At 51.6% G+C, this 18,104-nt stretch carries 22 protein-coding genes; 4 read left to right on the plus strand and 18 right to left on the minus strand.

Features of this window, described 5'->3' with window-relative positions; all coding sequences use genetic code 11:
- Position 1 precedes the first annotated feature (1 nt).
- From AB1N33_RS00205 to AB1N33_RS00215, 3 genes are all read right to left on the minus strand, one after another.
- Positions 2 to 1,546 carry a S10 family peptidase gene (locus AB1N33_RS00205; protein WP_411269510.1) on the minus strand — a complete coding sequence of 515 codons (1,545 nt, stop codon included), beginning with the start codon at positions 1,544 to 1,546 and terminating at the stop codon, positions 2 to 4.
- A 78-nt stretch (positions 1,547 to 1,624) separates the two neighbouring features.
- Complete coding sequence (locus tag AB1N33_RS00210; RefSeq protein ID WP_411269511.1) at positions 1,625 to 2,716, minus strand: dipeptidase; 1,092 nt, start codon at positions 2,714 to 2,716, stop codon at positions 1,625 to 1,627.
- Positions 2,717 to 2,794: 78 nt separating this feature from the next.
- Positions 2,795 to 2,989, minus strand: a complete 195-nt coding sequence (locus AB1N33_RS00215; RefSeq protein WP_411269512.1) for a type 2 periplasmic-binding domain-containing protein — start codon at positions 2,987 to 2,989, stop codon at positions 2,795 to 2,797.
- 137 nt (positions 2,990 to 3,126) lie between these two features.
- On the opposite strand from AB1N33_RS00215, the gene AB1N33_RS00220 reads away from it, so the two are divergent.
- Both AB1N33_RS00220 and AB1N33_RS00225 read left to right on the plus strand, forming a co-directional pair.
- Complete coding sequence (locus AB1N33_RS00220; RefSeq protein WP_411269513.1) at positions 3,127 to 3,720, plus strand: hypothetical protein; 594 nt, start codon at positions 3,127 to 3,129, stop codon at positions 3,718 to 3,720.
- A 62-nt stretch (positions 3,721 to 3,782) separates the two neighbouring features.
- Entirely contained in the window at positions 3,783 to 4,322 is a 540-nt protein-coding gene (locus tag AB1N33_RS00225) for a hypothetical protein (protein ID WP_411269967.1), read from the plus strand.
- Between the two features lie 39 nt (positions 4,323 to 4,361).
- Here the strand turns inward: AB1N33_RS00225 and AB1N33_RS00230 are convergent, their stop codons facing one another.
- The 4 genes from AB1N33_RS00230 to AB1N33_RS00245 all read right to left on the minus strand — a co-directional run bounded on the left by AB1N33_RS00230 (position 4,362) and on the right by AB1N33_RS00245 (position 6,437).
- Positions 4,362 to 4,826 (minus strand): acyltransferase, encoded by a 465-nt coding sequence (locus AB1N33_RS00230; protein WP_411269514.1) that lies wholly within the window; start codon positions 4,824 to 4,826, stop codon positions 4,362 to 4,364.
- A gap of 12 nt (positions 4,827 to 4,838) precedes the next feature.
- Positions 4,839 to 5,933: a carbohydrate porin gene (locus AB1N33_RS00235; protein ID WP_411269515.1), complete on the minus strand. Its 1,095-nt coding sequence runs from the start codon at positions 5,931 to 5,933 to the stop codon at positions 4,839 to 4,841.
- 87 nt (positions 5,934 to 6,020) lie between these two features.
- Positions 6,021 to 6,236: a hypothetical protein gene (locus tag AB1N33_RS00240; RefSeq protein WP_411269516.1), complete on the minus strand. Its 216-nt coding sequence runs from the start codon at positions 6,234 to 6,236 to the stop codon at positions 6,021 to 6,023.
- A 24-nt stretch (positions 6,237 to 6,260) separates the two neighbouring features.
- The gene (locus AB1N33_RS00245; protein ID WP_411269517.1) at positions 6,261 to 6,437 is read right to left on the minus strand and encodes a DUF1328 domain-containing protein; all 177 of its coding nucleotides are present in this window, start codon (positions 6,435 to 6,437) and stop codon (positions 6,261 to 6,263) included.
- A gap of 224 nt (positions 6,438 to 6,661) precedes the next feature.
- Here AB1N33_RS00245 and yfbR point away from each other — a divergent pair, with 224 nt between their 5' ends.
- Positions 6,662 to 7,315 (plus strand): 5'-deoxynucleotidase, encoded by a 654-nt coding sequence (gene yfbR, locus AB1N33_RS00250; protein ID WP_411269518.1) that lies wholly within the window; start codon positions 6,662 to 6,664, stop codon positions 7,313 to 7,315.
- 40 nt (positions 7,316 to 7,355) lie between these two features.
- Here the strand turns inward: yfbR and AB1N33_RS00255 are convergent, their stop codons facing one another.
- The 9 genes from AB1N33_RS00255 to AB1N33_RS00295 all read right to left on the minus strand — a co-directional run bounded on the left by AB1N33_RS00255 (position 7,356) and on the right by AB1N33_RS00295 (position 15,583).
- A complete protein-coding gene (locus AB1N33_RS00255; protein ID WP_411269519.1) occupies positions 7,356 to 7,799 on the minus strand; it encodes a DUF2383 domain-containing protein in 444 nt (147 codons plus the stop codon).
- Between the two features lie 212 nt (positions 7,800 to 8,011).
- Complete coding sequence (locus AB1N33_RS00260) at positions 8,012 to 8,569, minus strand: CC0125/CC1285 family lipoprotein (RefSeq protein ID WP_411269520.1); 558 nt, start codon at positions 8,567 to 8,569, stop codon at positions 8,012 to 8,014.
- A gap of 78 nt (positions 8,570 to 8,647) precedes the next feature.
- Positions 8,648 to 10,648 carry a response regulator gene (locus AB1N33_RS00265; RefSeq protein WP_411269521.1) on the minus strand — a complete coding sequence of 667 codons (2,001 nt, stop codon included), beginning with the start codon at positions 10,646 to 10,648 and terminating at the stop codon, positions 8,648 to 8,650.
- A gap of 8 nt (positions 10,649 to 10,656) precedes the next feature.
- The gene (locus tag AB1N33_RS00270; RefSeq protein ID WP_411269522.1) at positions 10,657 to 11,109 is read right to left on the minus strand and encodes a response regulator; all 453 of its coding nucleotides are present in this window, start codon (positions 11,107 to 11,109) and stop codon (positions 10,657 to 10,659) included.
- Complete coding sequence (locus AB1N33_RS00275; protein WP_411269523.1) at positions 11,099 to 12,580, minus strand: sensor histidine kinase; 1,482 nt, start codon at positions 12,578 to 12,580, stop codon at positions 11,099 to 11,101. The genes AB1N33_RS00270 and AB1N33_RS00275 overlap by 11 nt, the downstream gene beginning before the upstream one ends.
- Positions 12,581 to 12,585: 5 nt before the next feature.
- Positions 12,586 to 12,810 carry a hypothetical protein gene (locus tag AB1N33_RS00280; protein WP_411269524.1) on the minus strand — a complete coding sequence of 75 codons (225 nt, stop codon included), beginning with the start codon at positions 12,808 to 12,810 and terminating at the stop codon, positions 12,586 to 12,588.
- Between the two features lie 11 nt (positions 12,811 to 12,821).
- The gene (locus AB1N33_RS00285; RefSeq protein ID WP_411269525.1) at positions 12,822 to 14,156 is read right to left on the minus strand and encodes a sigma-54-dependent transcriptional regulator; all 1,335 of its coding nucleotides are present in this window, start codon (positions 14,154 to 14,156) and stop codon (positions 12,822 to 12,824) included.
- 98 nt (positions 14,157 to 14,254) lie between these two features.
- Entirely contained in the window at positions 14,255 to 15,166 is a 912-nt protein-coding gene (locus AB1N33_RS00290; RefSeq protein ID WP_411269526.1) for a LysR family transcriptional regulator, read from the minus strand.
- A gap of 66 nt (positions 15,167 to 15,232) precedes the next feature.
- Entirely contained in the window at positions 15,233 to 15,583 is a 351-nt protein-coding gene (locus tag AB1N33_RS00295; protein ID WP_411269527.1) for a rhodanese-like domain-containing protein, read from the minus strand.
- Between the two features lie 133 nt (positions 15,584 to 15,716).
- Between AB1N33_RS00295 and AB1N33_RS00300 the strand changes: the two genes are divergently transcribed.
- Positions 15,717 to 16,031 carry an ArsR/SmtB family transcription factor gene (locus AB1N33_RS00300; RefSeq protein WP_411269968.1) on the plus strand — a complete coding sequence of 105 codons (315 nt, stop codon included), beginning with the start codon at positions 15,717 to 15,719 and terminating at the stop codon, positions 16,029 to 16,031.
- 13 nt (positions 16,032 to 16,044) lie between these two features.
- Here the strand turns inward: AB1N33_RS00300 and AB1N33_RS00305 are convergent, their stop codons facing one another.
- Both AB1N33_RS00305 and AB1N33_RS00310 read right to left on the minus strand, forming a co-directional pair.
- On the minus strand, positions 16,045 to 17,361 hold the full coding sequence (locus AB1N33_RS00305) for a class II fumarate hydratase (protein WP_411269528.1): 1,317 nt from the start codon (positions 17,359 to 17,361) through the stop codon (positions 16,045 to 16,047).
- Positions 17,358 to 18,098 (minus strand): PRC-barrel domain-containing protein, encoded by a 741-nt coding sequence (locus AB1N33_RS00310; RefSeq protein WP_411269529.1) that lies wholly within the window; start codon positions 18,096 to 18,098, stop codon positions 17,358 to 17,360. Before AB1N33_RS00310 ends, AB1N33_RS00305 begins: the two co-directional genes overlap by 4 nt.
- Positions 18,099 to 18,104: the final 6 nt, after the last annotated feature.

The raw sequence follows: 18,104 nt of genomic DNA on the forward strand, positions 1-18,104 counted from the left end.
TTTATTTCCTACCTGCCGCTTGTGCCTGAATAAACTGACGGGTGTCTTTTAACAGGGCCTGACGGGCGGGCTCGTGCACATACATCATATGACCACCATGATAGTAATGGTAGGTAATATCCTGGCGTTCGATGCCGTGTCGGTTGAGGGTGTACTCTGCATCAAAAAACGGTGTGATCAAATCATAATAGCCTGACGCTACCATGACATTCAGCCCGGGGTTACTGCGTAATACCTCTGCCAGATCGGGCGCCGTATTGACGTAATGAGGCTCCCATGACTGATCAGCCGGTAACGGGCTCCAGCGCCATTTATCGTCCAGCTCAGGATCAGACGGGTTCAGGTAGTGTCGTTGCCAGTCTATTTTCAGCTCATGATGCATGTAGTGCATCAGTGCGGCTTTGAACGCCGGCGAAATTGCATCGGCGGCATCTTCACGCGGACTGGCAGCCACATCGTCACGTTCATCTTTCTTGTAACGGCCATCAAGAAGACCAACCGTAAGCCCTTCATCGCGCAGCAGTTCCTTGGCAAACCGGAAGGCATTGATACGCAGGTCAACCTGCTCGATATACTGTTTGCTCAGACCGGTAAAATGATGTAGACGGTCGACTAGGTGCGCGTAGGTTTGTTTATCCAGACGGTTCCCCTGAAAGAGGGCCGGCAGCAGTTCCCGGGCAGCAAAGGTTCTGCTCGCCTCGATAAATCCGGCAAAGTCGCCCGTGTTGTCGACCTTGCCGTGATACCAGGCCGTGGCTGCCATAGTAGGAATATAAGTCACATACGAGATAATGTTGTCGTCGATGTAGGGGGATGAGCCCTGGTAATCAAGCGCCTGTGACACGAAAATAATGCCATTTACATTAATCAGGTAATCATCAAGCAGCACCTTTGCCACTGCCGCAGCACGGGTGGTGCCAAAGCTCTCACCCAGCAGAAAAACCGGCGAGTTCCAGCGGTTATGATCGGTCATCCACTGGGCAATAAATGCGGCCATCGCGCGTGCGTCTTCAGTAAGCCCCCAGAAAGCCTCTTTTTTGGTTTTACCCAGCGCCCGTGAAAAGCCGGTGCCGACCGGATCGACAAAGACCATGTCGGTGACATCCAGAATGGTTTCTGGTGCGTCGGCTATTTGATAGGGTGCACTGCCAGGGTGCGCGGCATCACTGGGTACGACAATGCGTTTCGGGCCATAGCCTCCCATGTGCAGCCAGTTTGATGATGAGCCGGGACCGCCGTTCCAGAGAAAGGTCACTGGCCTGGTTTGTTTGCTGTCTGCCAGGTAATCAAATGAAAACACCGATGCTGTTGGATCGCCGTCAAGGTTGCGTATATAAGTCTCGCCGGCATCGGCGGTGTATTTCATCGTGCGGCCGTTAAATGTGCCTTTGTGATGAGTAACAAACCGCTGTGGGGCGGGAATGGGCTTAGCCGCCGTTGTCGTGTCTTCCCCGCCCTTGGAGGCGGGCTTGTCCTCAGCAAAACCGGGAGGCGTGACCAGCAGTAAAACACTGATAAATGCTGAATAGATAGTACGTGATTTCAATGTGTTATGTCCTGTGTGCGCGTTTATTTGAGAGTATCACAGTTTGTTTTCACTGCTACGGAGTTTTGTCGCACTGGCTTATCCTCCAAACACATCGGCAAACAGTCTGAGCCAGTTACCGCCCAGCAATTTTTCAATATGCCCGTCTGGCCAGCCCCGGCGCTGCAGTACATGGGTGAGATTAAGGAAACGGTCAGGGCCGTCCAGTTCGGGGATCCATGACGGCCACTTTACGTCGTAGCTGGGTTTAAAGCTGCGTAACCGCGGTTCGTACCAGTTTTCTTTGGTTGCCCATGAGGCGATGCCATTAACGGGAAAGTCGGTGGCCACGCCGACGTGTTCTATACCGGCCACCCTGACCGCATGTTCAATATGGTCAGCATAGGTCTCGATGGTGGTTTCACCCCCGGGATCGTCACCGACGAAATACCCGATGGCAGCAATACCGGCTACGCCGCCGTTGTCGGCCAGCGTTTTTAAGGTGATGTCGTCTTTCGCCCTTGGGTGGCCGGGACGATAGCGGGTGGTCATCGTATGGGTAATTGCTACCGGTTTACCGGACAGGGCAATGCCGTCCGCTGTGGTCTGTTTTCCGCAGTGAGACAGGTCTATCAGAACCCCGGTCTCATTCATACGGGCGACCACCTCAACACCAAAGTCAGACAGTCCGGCGTCGGTGCGTTCAGTGCAGCCATCACCCAGCAGATTCCTGCTGTTGTAGGTCAGTTGAAAACAGCGGGTACCCAGTGCATGCAGTGCATCAACGTTGTCCACATTGCCCTCAAGCATGGTCGCGTTCTGAAAATTCATCATCACCGCGACCTGACTATTCGCCTTGGCCTCTTCAAAGTCGTTTGCTGTCAGCGCCAGACGCAACTTATCGGGGTGCGCTTCTGTCAGTTGCCTGAATGACATCAGGGCGTCAATCGCGGTCTGAAGATCACGCCGGGGCAGGCTGGTAATGATGCCGCTGTACCCGGTCTTGCTGAGTGCATCAAGCGAGGCGTCATTCCACTCGCGTGCGAAACTCAGTGCATCAATAACATGTGTTCCCTGATACACAGCCTGTGCGGAGCGAGCGGCACTCCCTCCCCAGGACAGGGGCAGAGCGCTGCCTGCGAGCGCGGTGGCGGTGAGGGTTAAAAATTCTCTGCGACTCAGTGATGGCATGACGTAACACCTGTGAAATCAGTGACCGGTTTCGCTCTAGAATAGAAGGTCGCCTGCTATGCTGCAATATCGTATCGGCTAGCTGGTCAGTGCCCATGGCGGCGGGTCACCGTAATATGACTCGGCAAATGACAGGAAGCTGCGAATGGTGGCGCTGACAAGTTTGCGGTGAGGGTATACCGCATACAGGCCTATCGGGGGCGGCGTCAGTTCAGGCAGGATCACACGTAACTCGCCGTGACGTACCGCGCTGCAGCAAAGGAGGAACGTCATGTTTCTCCTTTGTTTTTTATTACAAAATCAGAAACAGACCGAACACCAAAACACTACGATGGTTTAATTCACAATCTGTTCAGCGGTATGCCATACTGAGCCTAACCAATCCCCCGACTTTATCTGACGGTAAATGAATGCTGTATGACCCCAACAATCCCAGCCAGCTGATGAACGTGCGCAACGAGGAAGTGCCCGACGTTTTTCCGTTGGAGCATCAGGGTCAGCGATTCTACGTGCATATCAGCCCGTTTGTCTGGATGCGCCCGTGGGAAGGGAAAGAGCATACCGGCTTTTCCGTCGGGCTGGCTCCCGGATGCCCGAATGCCTGTCGCGCCTTCGGTCTGCTGAAACAGTCATATCTCTCCTGTACACTGGAAGATGTTGCTGATGCGGCACGTCAGCGTATCGATGAGCTTGGTCTGGATTATTTTCTGTCTAGAGGAATGGGCGTTGCCGTGCAGAACGAGCATTTGCAGGGGGGCTTTACCCTGGTTAGCGACGATCCCGGACACCGGCGTGCATTTGAAGCGGGTTACCAGTATGTTGTACACATTTATCAGCTGCGCGGTGGCGGAATTCGTCGTCATGTTACCGACTGGTATTTTTATGGCGAACCCCAGCAACAGGCTATCCTGCTGAGGCTCAGGCAGGATCAGACACTACATCCGGATGCAATGCATTATGAAATCGGTAAGCTGACCGATACCGCGGTGCAGAGCGCATCGTAAACGGCAACCACAAACGGAGCAGTTGCCACGTATGTGGCCATGGAGCGAAAACAGTGAACAATATGCAGGCTGTCTGTCAGCAGCAATTAACCAAAACAGAGCTCGCTACCGCCACCATCGTCAGTGGTATCTCCCCTAATGCGATGCGCAGGGTGTTTGGAGGCTGGATCCTGTTTGCTTTTGTCGTGGGTATTATTGTTGCCGTGGCCCCCAATTTAAGTCAGGACTTCATCAATATTACTTTTTTTGTCCTGGTGTCTTTTACCGTTGTGATTTTCTGGCAAAGCCGTATCTCGGAAGGCTGGCCGTCAATTGTTGTGTATGAAGACAAGATTGGTGTGGTCAATGATCCCCAAAAGCGGGAGTTTATCTTTGCAGCATTGAGTGTGTTTAGTGAGGCCAGGCCAACGGTGGTAAAACCAAACAAAAAGGCAGTGGAAGTGCTGCTGGACACCGAAAAACTGTCTGATGAGGATATCAAAACCCTCAACGGGGCAGTATGGCCCCGCGACGACCGGCTGATTGGTCTGTGCAATTTCAAGTCACCGGAAGCGGTGTGTCAGCAGCTTAATGCCATCACAGCGCGAGCATCACAGCGATGAGCTGTCATCAACCCTGAATGTCGCAAATCCGATGTGGCATCATCCTGCGGCGGCCACCGCAATCGCATCGCGCATCAGCAAACTGAATCCGTAACACAGTGCAATCAGGCTGATGTGTGTCATTGCACGGCCGTTTATACTTAGCATGCTTACCGAACATCGCAGTGCATTGGTTATTAGTACTGCAATGCCCACCAAAAAGAACCAGGGTGTAAAGACGATATATGCAGAGCCGGCGACTAAAGAAATGACGATATCGTGAACTGCGCCGCTGACAATGAATGTCAGTAATTGTGCGAGGGGAACCGGTAGCACGGTTTTCAGTGGCTGGAATACCCGGGTGGTAAGGTAATAGCTCCAGATAGGATTCCAGTATTGCCAGAAGCCGGCAAACGTTGTTGCGCCAAGTGAGCGACGCAACATATTACGCATTGAATCATTGTGACCCAGTGGCACACCGTTGCGCCGTTTTACATATTGTCTGAGTGAGATTTTATTAGCCACGCTTTTTCCTTTTTAAAGCGATAATTCGATGCGCAGCGTTGCAACCAGAACGTCTTTATCATCCGCGGCGAGCGCAGGAGACAGGATATACTGAATGTCTGGTTTTACGATGACATGGTCATTTAGAGTAATGGCATAGTACACCTCGACACTCGTCTCGTCGGTATGTTTACTGTGACCAAATGTATCGTCATTATGTGTTCCGGTGACATGTGTAATACCTACGCCCAGACTATGTTCTTGAAATCCGGCGGGTTCGTGGAAAACGAGTCCGGTGCCGACATGCCGAGTTAACGGATTGAATGCTTTTTCAGAGGCACCAAACTGGAAAAACCATTCAATTGTGTCAGCAATCGATGAGTGTTTTGTAAGCACGCCCTCCGCAGTAATGAAAACACCTCCGGTAAAGGAATCAGATGTATGACTCTGTGTTACATCTGCGGTCAACTCCTGTTGCCAGATACCCGCTTTGAATACGGAGTCCGCCCCTCTGTAACCTAATTCTGAAATGAAAAAAGGAGATGTCAGGCGGTCGTTCTCACTACTGAATGTCGCTGCACTGAAGTTCAGGTTGTCAGAGATATCAAAGAAGACGGCAAGACCGGGAGTCGGTACAGGATAGGTTGGTAAAAACGTAATGGTAGGGCTAAACCCCATTGATGAGTTAATAAATCCTGCTGCAATATCAGAAAATGCAAACTCCGTATTTGCGTCGAACTGGCCGACTTTCATACGGAGTCGATTGTCCTGAACACTCCCTTCAATGAATAGACCATAAAGTGAGGTAAAGGGGGTCGAATCAATGTTTGAGTAGACCTGAATATCCTCAGTATCAACTGATCCATCCGAGCCACGAAAAGCCTGATACGCAATACGTGCTCGCCAGTTTTCATTTAATGTGTAAGTGTAGCCCACGCCCGCCAGCACTCGGGAGCTGACTTCGCCGGAGGCACTACCTTTTGCAATAATACTGTTGTCACTTGCTAAAAACGCGTCCAAAGAACCTACTGACGCCAGTGAAGAAGGGATAAGCAAAAAGGAATAAAGCCAGATGCGGTTAATCAAGGACAAACGGTGCAGCAAATTACAACCAACGTGGTGTTTCATCAAAAAGGAATAAACCAAAGGCCTCACGGTATCATATGTGCGAACGCAGAAGAAGTTTGCCTGCCCACAGGACAGGCGTTATCGGTGTTAGCAGTCGTCATCCTCAGCGTTCACTTTCTCTTTTACTTTTTCGCAGGCGTCTTCAACCTCATTGCCTGCATCATCCATCGCATCGCTGACATCTTCAATGGCCTCGTCAACCTGCTCACCGGCCTCTTCGGCGCTGCCGTCATCGCACGCACCCAGCATCAGAACAACACTGCATACAGCCAGACTTCTAATCAGTAATGAATAATGTTTCATGGTCTTTCTCCTTCCTGTAGAACGTTATGCTTTAGGCGATTTGCCGCGCAGGACATTGCCGATCAGCGAAATGACGAGCAGCGCGACGAAAACAAAGAACAAAAATTGCGCGATGCCCGTGGCGGCACCGGCGATTCCTCCGAATCCAAATACGGCGGCGATGATCGCGATGATGAAAAAGATAACAGCCCAACCTAACATGATGATCTCCTCCTTATTCTGAGCATCATTTAATGTTAAGAATGCGATAGCTGTGCCATTTCTATATGTCATGATTTTAAAGGATAAAGTTAATTTCTTTGCTCAGGTGAGGCCGACGGATGTCGCCAGAGCGCGACGAAATTACAGTTCACGTGAAGGTTTTACATTAAATGCGATGGCGGGCTTTGATACACTGTGGCTCAAACTGAACAACAAGAAACACGATGGCAAATACTCACTCTGCATTTATTGGTTTAATGCAACGCGCACGCAACGTTAAGCGCTGGCCGCTGATGGCACAGTTTCAGGAAGAAATGCTTTCTACCCATGTCTACGAGGCGTCTGTGGTCGCCCATATGCTGGGGGCCATCGCCGCAGACGTGTTTAACGAAAACGTTCAGCCTGATCGGGTGGCGGCGATGGCCATTTTCCATGAAGGCAGTGAAATTGCGGGTATGAGTGACATTCCCAGTCCGGTGAAGTACCACGATCCGGAAACCACGGCCGCGATAAAAAAGCTGGAGAGACGATTCGAAAGCATGCTGATCCAAACGCTGCCAACGGCGTTACGTCAACGGTATGAACCGCTTATTGCGCAAAGCAAAGACGATATTCACGTTAAACTGGCTAAAGCTGCCGATGTGCTCTGTGCGTATCTGAAATGCGATTATGAGCTGTCGAAGTCCAACTCTGAATTTGCCAACGCGATGCAGGAAATGGAAGCGCAATTACAAAAGTATCGCGAACTGTTTCCGGCAGTGGATTATTTTTGTCAGGTGTTCCTGGAAGATGCGAAGGGAACACTGGATGAACAAACCCGTGATCTTGACTGGATTGAGCATGCCAACAATATCAATCTCAGCGACAAAGCCGACTAGCAGCGCAGGCTAAATCATACTATCGCTGCAAACGCATTCGTTACTCCACGGCGTTTGACAGTGACAGCATTTCATCAAAACACTGCTGCATACGGGTGCGTATGCAGCGCAATTCATTAGCAAAACGCCCGGTGTCCACCTTATCAAGCGCATCGTCTATGCTGTCGAGCACGGATGATTCAATGCGGGTTAGTTCGTTGATGTAGGTGTTGTCAGGCTCGTCGCTGAAGGTTGTGATCACCTGGGTGTAGCGTTGTCTGAAGGAGGTCACCAGATGTGATGGGGCGTGTTGTGTGTCGTTTGACGGTAAAAACGGTGACAGCATGATAATCGCCCGTTCTTTTTCATCCAGCATTCGCCGGAACATAGCCTGAATGTGCGGATGAACCGCTTTCTGAATGCCGTCACGATAGAACTGGATACCACTATGCAACAGCCCGATAACACTGCTGGCACGTTCGCCATAAACCTGTTCATTGTCCATTACTGCACCTTAGCGGATGGAAGTGGCCACGCCGGGATGCACCGGCGCGAGAGTCTCTGACTAGCGATATGCACGTGTTATTCCAGTCCTGCATATCAAAAATCACGCTAAAACAGGCGTTTGTGGCAATCCTGAGTGGGCTTTTCTGGCTGGGGCGTGAACAGTTTACATTTTTCGTGTAAAAACTACGTGACTGTCACGAGGGACAATGCTCAGCCTGACTTCTTCCGGTCCGGTCTGTCGGCCAGAATAGCCTGTACGGATAATGCATTTGTACCCGCACTGACTTTATCTTTCGCCATCGACACGACGATCGAGTAATAAACATTCTCCATCGGTCCGGTCTGCACGGTCACAGTGTTGTCCTGCACAGGCGTAGCGCGGGCTGGCTCGGTGCAGCCAGACATGGTGCATTGCTGTTCCGGCGGAAACACCGCACTGTTTGAGGCATCCACCACTTTTCTTCCGATCGCCGCCTTTTTTTCAACATCGGTTTTCAGAACAGCCAAATACGTAAACCCCTTGTCCTGGGCAATTTCGGCAGCGCGCAATAAGCTGAACTGCTGAACCAAATCTGCCGGCGTGGACTCGGTAGCTTTAAATACGACGCGATAACGGCTTTCGCTTAGCTGTTCGCTCGAATACCCATAGCCTTGTTCGCCAGTTGCGGCCTTATAGGGGGTCGGTCCTGCTGACGGTACCATGGTGCAGGCGCTCATCAGCGTTGGGATAATCAATAACAAACTGAGTTTTATCAGTTTTTGTCTCATGGCCGTATACCTCTTTGTTATGGCGTCCTGGTCAGTTTGCGTGAAAGCGCGACTTTATGCAGCGCTTCACCTGCGATTTTAAGATGCGTCCAATTGTGCAAATGCGTTTTCGAGATCCTGTCGTGACACTGGCTTTAGCAAGGATGCGGAAATACCCAGCGCGGCCATTTTCTCTGGCTCTGGTTCATAGCCACTGACAATGATAACCCGTGCCTTTGGCTGTAAACGATGAATATCGCCTGCAAGATCGTATCCATGATAGTCAGGCAGGGTGAGATCCATCAGTACAACGTCATAGCCGGTGGTTTGCAGTTTTGCGATGGCGTCATGCCCGTTATGGGTAATGGTGACCTCATGCCCCTGATGAGCGAGGAGCAGCTCAATCAGTTCAGCGGCATCGTTATCATCTTCAATCAGCAATACTTTGCGTGACGGCCGCGTCGAAGGCGGATGTTCCTGCGCACGCTGTTTTTCATGCTCCGGGGAGGGCGATGGCCCCTGCGTTTTAAGCAGATAGCGATCCAGCAAACGGGTTAGTTCAACACGGTCAATGGGTTTACTCAGCACCCCGTCAAATCCCTGTTCAAGCAGTGATTGCCTGAGGCCTTTGCGGTTTGCTGCGGTTAGTGCTATCACGGCCACGTTGCAGCGGTATTTTCTGATCGCTTTCAATGCTTCTATGCCGTCCATGACTGGCATATGGATATCCATCAATACCAGGTGAAACGGCTTTTTCTGTTCCTGGGCCTGAAGAATGGCTTCGACGGCTTTAACCCCGTTTTCGGCATACGCAACACTGGCGTGACACTGGCTGACAAGATGACCGGTGAGGCGGCGCAACTCTTTTAAATCATCAACAATCAGCACGCGCCCGGATACATGGAGGTTGATTTCTTCTGCCTCACTGCGCTGCGGCAGTGTCAGTGTCAGCGGTGCTAAAGGAATGCCCCGGATGTCACCCGGGTCGAGTGTAAAAGAGAATGTGCTGCCTCTGCCCATGACGGATTCCACGCTGATCTCGCCACCCATCAGGCTAACCAGTTCACGACAAATTGCCAGGCCGAGTCCTGCACCGCCATGATTGGCCCGCATCACGTCCTCAAGTTGCTCGAACGGCTGGAAAATTGAGTCCAGCTTTTCCTGGGGCATACCAATGCCGGTGTCTGAAACCCGAAACAGCAGCAGGGGACGCTGATTCACTCCAGCCGCTGGCAGCAGTTCAACCGAGATGTCGATCTGACCATGGTCGGTGAATTTGATGGCATTACTGATGAGGTTGATCAGTACCTGGCGCAGCCGGGTTGGATCCGTATGGATGCGTGCCGGCACCGCGGTTTCCGAATCGACAACCAGCATCAGTCCTTTATCTTTCGCCGACAGATTCATCAGTGAATAAATATCCGACATCATCGCGCTGAGCGAAATGTCTTTCCTCGTCAGCTCCAGTTTTTCAGCCATCAGTCGCGACATGTCGAGCAAATCGTTCAGCAGGCTGAGCAAATGTTTGCCATTGCTGTGGATAATCGAAAGTTCCTGCTCGATTTCGCGGTTTTTTCTGTCATCCAGCAACAGTTCAGTGTATCCGAGGATGGAGGTGAGCGGCGTGCGCAGTTCATGTCCGAGGTGAGCCAGAAATTTATCTTTCGCCTTATTTTTTTGCTCTATCTTGTGTCGTTCAACCCGCTCATTTTCTATTTCGCGACGCACCATGGCGTAGCGAATAGTACGCATAAAACGCGGTGTCTCGATTTCCGACTTTTGCAGGTAATCAGCCGCACCGGCCCGCATCACTTCCTCGTCAGCATGCGGATCGGAGTGACCGGTAAGAATGATGACGGGCAGTGTGATCTGGTTAGACTTGAGCATGCCCAGCACATCAATGGCATTTTCAGCGCCAAGCATATAGTCCAGCAGGCATAAATCAAACCGTCTGCGTTGCAGGCTATCAAGCGCATCAGCACTGTTGGTGACCCATGACACCTGAAAGGTGGGGTTGTCGAACCGGGACAGGTAATCTGACGTCAGCAGATAGTCGTCCTCATCGTCCTCAACCAGCAGTACCCGAATGATATTTGTCACTGCCGTGCCTATTCGCCGGGAAGTTCGACAATTTCAATCCAATAGCGGCCAAGCGATCGCGTCAGCTCTACCAGTCCGTCAAAGTCCACCGGCTTGGTGATATATGAGGCGCAACCCAGATCGTATCCGCGAAGCATGTCCTCTTCCTCTTTTGATGTGGTAAGTATAACCACGGGTATACTGCGCAGGTTAGGATCTGCTTTGATGTTTTGCAGTGCCTCGCGGCCATCCATTCTCGGCATATTCAGGTCGAGCAGGATCAGGCTGGGACGGGGCGACGTCGCCGGATCGGCATAGTCGCCTTCACGACGCAGATACGCCAGCAGCTCGATACCGTCCTCAACACAGTGCAATGTGTTTAACACGCGGCTTTCTTTGAGCGCATCAATGGTCAGAAAACGATCATCTTCATCATCGTCTGCCATCAGTATGGTAATGGGCGAGGGCGTTTTAGTGTTCATGGCTGTCGTTTCCTGATGTTACCTCAGTGGTAAACAATTCACCGTTGACGGGTAATAAAATAACAAATCGTGTGCCTTCTCCGGGCTGGCTGTGAGCCGTAATCTGGCCGTTATGACGCTCCACAATACGACGGCAGACTGCCAGACCGATACCAGTACCCTCGTATTCGCTGCGACCGTGCAGGCGCTGGAACGGGGCAAATATTTTTTCGGCAAAAGTCGGGTCAAAGCCGATGCCATTGTCACAAACCTCCAGCCTGATCCACTGATATTCCTCACTAAGCAGTAGATCGCTGAGTTCGTCGTTATCAGGTACCCCACACCGAATACTGATGTCTGGCGGGGTATCCGGTTTCCGGAACTTGAGTGCGTTCGAGAGCAGATTGAGAAATAGCTGCAGCATCTGCGACTTATCGGCGTCGATGGTTGGCAGGCTGTCAACATGAAGGGTTGCGCCGGTTTCGTCGATGCTTAGCTCAAGATCGTCGATGACGGTGTTAAGTACATCATCAAGGGCCACCTTTTCGAATGCTTTACCACGCGTCGATACCCGTGAAAAGGCAAGCAAGTCGCTGATCAGTAATGACATTCTTTCCGCGGCTTTGAGCATGCGGTTGAGGAAGTCAGCGCCACGTTCATCAAGCGCGTCGGCATAGCCGCTTTTGAGGCGGTCTCCGAACGCCCGGATTTTGCGTAACGGCTCCTGCAAATCGTGCGAGGCGACGAAGGCGAAATCCTCGAGTTCACGGTTGCTGCGCATCAGTTCCTCTGAATACAGGCTGAGTTCCTGCGTGCGCACTTCGATTTTTGTCTCCAGGGCCTCATTCGCGTCAAGCAGGCTCTGATGATATTGCCGGTTGCTGCGCTCATAAATTTTGAGCAGGACAAAGATCGTCAGGATCAGAAACAGTGCAGACGCCGACGAGACAATTAAGGTACTGACAGACTGATGCCGGAGGTTTTGTAATGTATCGAGCTGAGTTTGCTGTAAGCTTTTTTCGGTATCCAGAACCGAGGTCACCTCGGGCTGTAGCTGGGTATAGATTTTAGGCAGGCTGACGCCAGACGCGTCGTTCTGAACGGTATCATCAAGCGCAGACAGGGCTGACTCGGTATGCTCAAGTAACGCCAGGATGCGAGACTGTTGGGCACTAAGTTCGGATGCCCCCGCACTGGCTCTGACGCCGGCAATCATTTCGCTTATCTCACCCATACGCCGGGCGTACTGAATAGCATGCTGACTGTCGCGTGATAACAGGTAGGCACGTTTTTCCGACTCTATGTGCAGCAGACTGGTTTCAAGCGCATGAACTGAATGAATGATCTGATTGGTGACATGCAGACGCTGCTCCAGCTTTGCCTGCTCATCGAGCATGCTGACGATGTAAAACGAGTTCGCTGCGATAACGACAATAACAATCAGTACCAGAATTACCCAGCTATACACTGATGTCAGGAAGCGATTCGACATCTGTGCTATCCGGACTGACCGTCAGACAGGGCCGTGACCAGGTCGGCAAGGGTCTCACTGCAGTCCTTGGTGGCCGAGATGATTTTATCCAGAGCATCGTTGGCTTTTTCGCGCGGAATGTCGTCATTCAGAGCCATCTTGACCAGCTCAGCCTGCATGGATATTCGATTCAGCGGCTTGCGCGCATCATGGACAAATCTGGCAAGTTCACGTTGTTCGTCTTCGGTCATAAGAAACGTCCTCACTCGTCACTTTTGCCCAAGTCACCATAGGCATGGAGACGGTTGTAAAGGGTTTTGGTACTGATGCCGAGCATCTCGGCAGCCAACGTTTTGTTGCCGTTGACCTTTTCGAGCGTGGCGTAAATAAGTTCCTTCTCGACGTCCTCAATGGTGCGGCCAGCCTGCAGGGCAGGGGTCGTACTTTGTCGTTTCGCAAACGGTGACTCAATCGTTTTAGGCAGCTCAAGCGTGGTTTTGTCGGGATCGCTCATAATGGCGGCGCGCTGAACAAAGTGGCGTAACTCCCGCACATTACCCGGCCAGTCGTAGGCCTGAAGGGTTTCCAACTGGCTGTTCTGCCAGACAAAGCGGGTATCGTTCTCTTCGTTGAGTTCGTCAATGAACGCCGCCGCCAGCAATGGAATGTCTTCTTTGCGTTCCCGCAGCGGTGGGATGGTGATAGGGAAAACTGCAAGCCGGAAATAAATGTCCTCGCGCAGGACTTTGCTCTCGGCAATTTCTTCCATAGTGCGGTTAGTGGCCGATACCACTCTGCAATTTACCGGAATAGCGCGGGTGCCGCCGACCCGAATGACGACTTTATTTTCGAGCACCCGCAGCAGGTTAGGCTGCATGTCGATTGGCATTTCGGTAATTTCATCGAGGAACAGTGTGCCCCCCTCGGCCTGCTCGAACACGCCCTCTTTTTTACCAACGGCGCCGGTAAACGCGCCTTTTTCATGGCCAAACAACTCACTGCCAATGAGCTCTTTGGAAAACGCGCCGCAGTTTGTTGCGACATAAGGTCCTTCGCTTTCAGAGGCATGATGGATGGCGGCAGCCACGACTTCCTTACCGACACCACTTTCACCCAATAGCATGACATTTGCGCCGGTGCGGCTTACCCGTTCGATCAGTTTATACAGCTCTTTCATCGCCGCAGACTCGCCAATTAGCAGGCCAAAGTGGCGCTTAATATCACTGCGTTTTTCCTCATCGGCCGTTTTTTTACCCGTGAGTACGGCCTCAATATCCTCACGCTGAATGGGCTTTACCAGATAATCAATGTTGGGGCCGCACAGGTCTTTGATGATACCGCGTACCGACGGGTGACCAGTGATCAGTGTGACCCGGGGGCGTTTTGCCAGGGTGTCGAGTTCGTCAAATAAATGGGCGCCGCTGCCGTCCGGCAGCATAAAGTCGAGCAGGATATGATCAAAGGTTTCTTTTTTTAGCCATTCTCTGGCTTCAGCAAGGTTACCGGCTGTGACAACCTCATGCCCGAGAAACTCAATGATCGTGCAGGCCACTTCGGTAAATTCAGGATCGTCATCTACAAGCAATACGGTTAACACACGGCGTCCTTGGTTCGTTATTATTGGTTATCTTTAGTTTAAGTGTACCTTATGTACAGCAAAGTGGATCAGCTAAGTGTCTTGCGAGACTGGATTTTTTACCCGCTCCCGAGTTCGTCAGCTACCGGCAGTTGCATCGAGCGATAGCGCAGTTCTCCAATCAGGGTTCGTGCGGCAGGTCCTAATGAATCACCGTCTTCAAACGTCAGAAACAAATCAGCGCGCCTGACACCACCATGCTTGAGGGGTAGGGATTTGAGCTGATTCTCTTTAAGCTGCGGCTGAATCATGGCTACCGGCAGCCAGGCAAATCCAAGCCCCTTTGCAATCATGTCAATGGAGGTGCGCACGTGACTGACGGTCCAGCGTTGTTCTGCGCCCAGCCAGCCCGAGTCGGTCTTGCGCTCAGCCGATGAGTCGCGTACCACGATCTGGCGGTGGGACTTGAGATCTTCAACGGTCAGCGCGCGCCCGAGCTGGTGCAGCGGATGGTCGGGGTGTGCCACCGCGACAAACTCAATCTTGCACAGGTCTTCGCTGAATCCTTTGGGAAAGGGAAAGGCGGATATTGCAACGTCGACTTTGCCGGCATCAAGCAGTGCATTCGCGCCACTTAACACGGTCTCTTCAATTTCTATCCGAAGTAAAGGGTATTCCTGCGATACGGTGTTGAGTGCGGCATACAGCACGTCAGTGGGAAATATCAGGTCGACGGCAAGCCGCAAAACGGTTTCTGTGCCAGCCTGTAAACTGCTTGCAACAGCCTCAAGCTTTTCTGCTTCTTCGAGCAGAAAATTTGCCCGTCTTAGCATCAGTTCACCCTGTGGCGTCAGGCGAATTTTTCGGCCGTCATTCTGAAACAGCGTCACACCAATGGCGTTTTCCAGCTTTTGAACCGCGTGATGGATACTTGACTGGCTTTTGTGCACCTGTGCCGATGCCTGGTTAAAGCCGCCGGCATCTGCGACGGCCTTGAACATACGCCATTGTTCCAGCGTAGCTTTAAGCATGTGCATTTCCCAAAGTTCGAATGATGAAGTGATTATAACGGCTTAATCATTCGATAAAATGAAAAATTAGTCGTGTAGTACGTCTTTTACTTTGGTCAGGTCGCAGGTGATTGCACTGACACGGTCATAGCCCATGTTATGCAGCTGTTCTGCGGCAAGCTGAGCACGGACACCGGACGCGCAGTGAATATAGATCGGCGTCTGAGGATCCCTGAACTGTTCACAGGCTTTCATTTCGAGTACACCGCGCGGGATATGCACAGAACCTGAAACAGGATTTTCCTCGCGTTCGGCGCTTTCCCGTACGTCAATGACGACGCCACCATTTTGCTCACACTCGGCCTTGGCCTCGGCAGCAGTTACCTTACGAACTGCGGCAGGGATCTTCTGCAGACGCTCCGGAATCGTTAAAACCATATTCATCTCCTGTAACAGAAAAAAAGTTGCTAAAGTTAACCGACGGATGCATTATCCGCCTGAGGTTGCATATATGCCAGAAACCTTATTTGTTTTGCGTAAATAATGCACGTTTTTTATTAATGCCGTAATGATGACAGAAACGATCGACAGTACTGAAATGCTCTCACACGCCAGTGAAGCAGAACAATATCTTAAACAGCTTGCCAATAAGACTCGCCTGATGGTGTTATGTTCCTTGCTGGACAAGGAATTGTCGGTCACGGCCATGCTCGAAAATATTCCGGTAACCCAGCCGGTGTTATCGCAGCATCTTGCGATTTTACGCGAAGCAAACCTGGTTGCGACGCGCCGACAGGGGCAAACTATTTTTTACCGGCTTGCTGATAAGCGCATTGAGCAGACAATCAGTCTGCTGTATTCCTTTTTCTGCGGTGCCGACAGCTAATCACGGCGGCTCGCTATACCAGCCTGGATGGGTCCAGCAGTTCGCGTAACTTTTCCTCGGATAAGTCTGTCATTTCTCTGGCAACGTCAATGACACTGCGCTGTTGGTGGTAGGCGGTCTGAGCAATTTCAGCCCCTTTTTCATAGCCAATTTCTCTGTTTAACGCCGTCACAAGAATCGGGTTTTTAGCCAGCAGATCTTCCAGTCTGTCCTGATGAACCTGCATATCGATAATGGCTTTATCTGCCAAATGTTCGCAGCTGTTTGCCAGTAGCGTAATGCTGTTAAGCAGGTTGGTCGCCATCAGTGGTAACATCACGTTAAGCTGAAAGTTTCCTGACTGGCCTGCGATAGTGACAGCATTGTGATGGCCCATAACCTGTGCACAGGCCATGGCAACCGCTTCCGGAATAACCGGATTGACCTTTCCGGGCATGATACTGCTTCCTGCCTGCAGTTTAGTCAGCGCAATCTCGCCAAGACCGGCGAGGGGACCGCTGTTCATCCAGCGCAGATCGTTTGCAATTTTCATCAGCGCAACAGCAAGCACAGAAAGCTGACCCGAGAATTCCACGGCGGTATCCTGCGCCGCAAGGGCGCTGAAGTGGTTATCGGTGACAAAAAACGTCAGGTTAAGTTGTTGGGTCAGTGAGGAGGCAACCCGCGCACCAAATTCCGGATGGGTATTGACACCAGTGCCCACTGCCGTGCCACCAATAGCCAGCTTGCGAAGGCGCTGGTGGGTATCATTTAAGCGCTCATGACAATGCAATAACTGCGAGCGCCAGCCGGACAGTTCCTGCGCCAGAGTGACCGGCATAGCGTCCATCAGGTGGGTTCGTCCGGTTTTTACGATACCTGAGCAGGCTTTCATCTTTTGTTTGAGCACGTCGCTCAACTGCGTGATCGCAGGTAACAGATGCTGGGTGGATGCCAGCAACGCACTGACATGCATGGCAGTCGGGATCACATCGTTGGAGCTCTGACCCATGTTGACGTCGTCATTCGGATGAATCTTTAACCCGCTTTGTTGCTGAGCGAGCGTGGCAATGACTTCATTGGCGTTCATGTTGGTGCTGGTGCCTGATCCGGTCTGATAGACATCGACCGGAAATTGACCACTATACTCGCCCTGTGCAATGGCCATGGCAGCCTGCCAGATAGCGTCAGACTTTTCTTTACCCAGCAGCCCCAGCGCGTGATTTGCTTCGGCGCATGCCGCTTTGACATAGCCCAGAGCACGAATAAAGCCAGGAGGCATGGGAGTGTGGCTGATCTGAAAATTTTCCGCCGCCAGCCTGGTTTGCTTCTGATACAAAGGCTGGCTCATGCGCTTGCCTTTGTTACCAGGGCTTTTACGTAGTCTTCGTCGGCGAGTTTGTGGCTGTCCACCTCGGGTTGCTGCATCAGCGCATCATGGCTAAACGCAATACTGACACTGTGGTTTGACCAGTCTATCTTCTCCATTTTGATGGGGGGAACCGCCAGTTTTTTACCGCCCGGAAGCCAGTTGTTGGTGTCGACAACGAGCAGTACGATTGCCCAGCTTGTGGTATCGATAACAAAATCGCAGATATGACCCACGGTGTCATCCAGCGTAGCAACGTCGTAACCGTTCACCTCGCTGCATGCCCGTAAATGGTTTGTTTCAGCCGGCGTTGTCTGCGCATCCTGCTCTTCATAATGCGGCAAGTCTGCCAGTTGTCCCGGGTGAGCGAAGTCCCCCCAGGCGCCCGGGCCTATCCAGTAATAACCGTAGCCAAAATACTGAAACAGGGTTTCTTCATATTCCCGCGATACCGGTTTGTGCTCGTCAATGGACGGGCTGTTTTTCAGTACCTCTGCCGTCATCGCCACATTGATTTGCTGGTCATCCATGTCAATGCTTTCAACAGAGATGGGAGAAATAACGACTTTCCGGCTTAGCGGCAGCCACGTATTGGTGTCAGCCACCAGATAACGGGCAACAAAATCCTGGTCATCGAACAGTACGTCCCGACAACCACCAATTCTGTCATCTGTAGTATGGATAGAAAAATGCGTGAGTTGTTTGAATGAAATCATCATTAACCT

The sequence above is a fragment of the Alteromonas nitratireducens genome (genome assembly GCF_040812025.1).
GTDB classification, from domain to species: Bacteria; Pseudomonadota; Gammaproteobacteria; order Enterobacterales; family Alteromonadaceae; genus Alteromonas; species Alteromonas nitratireducens.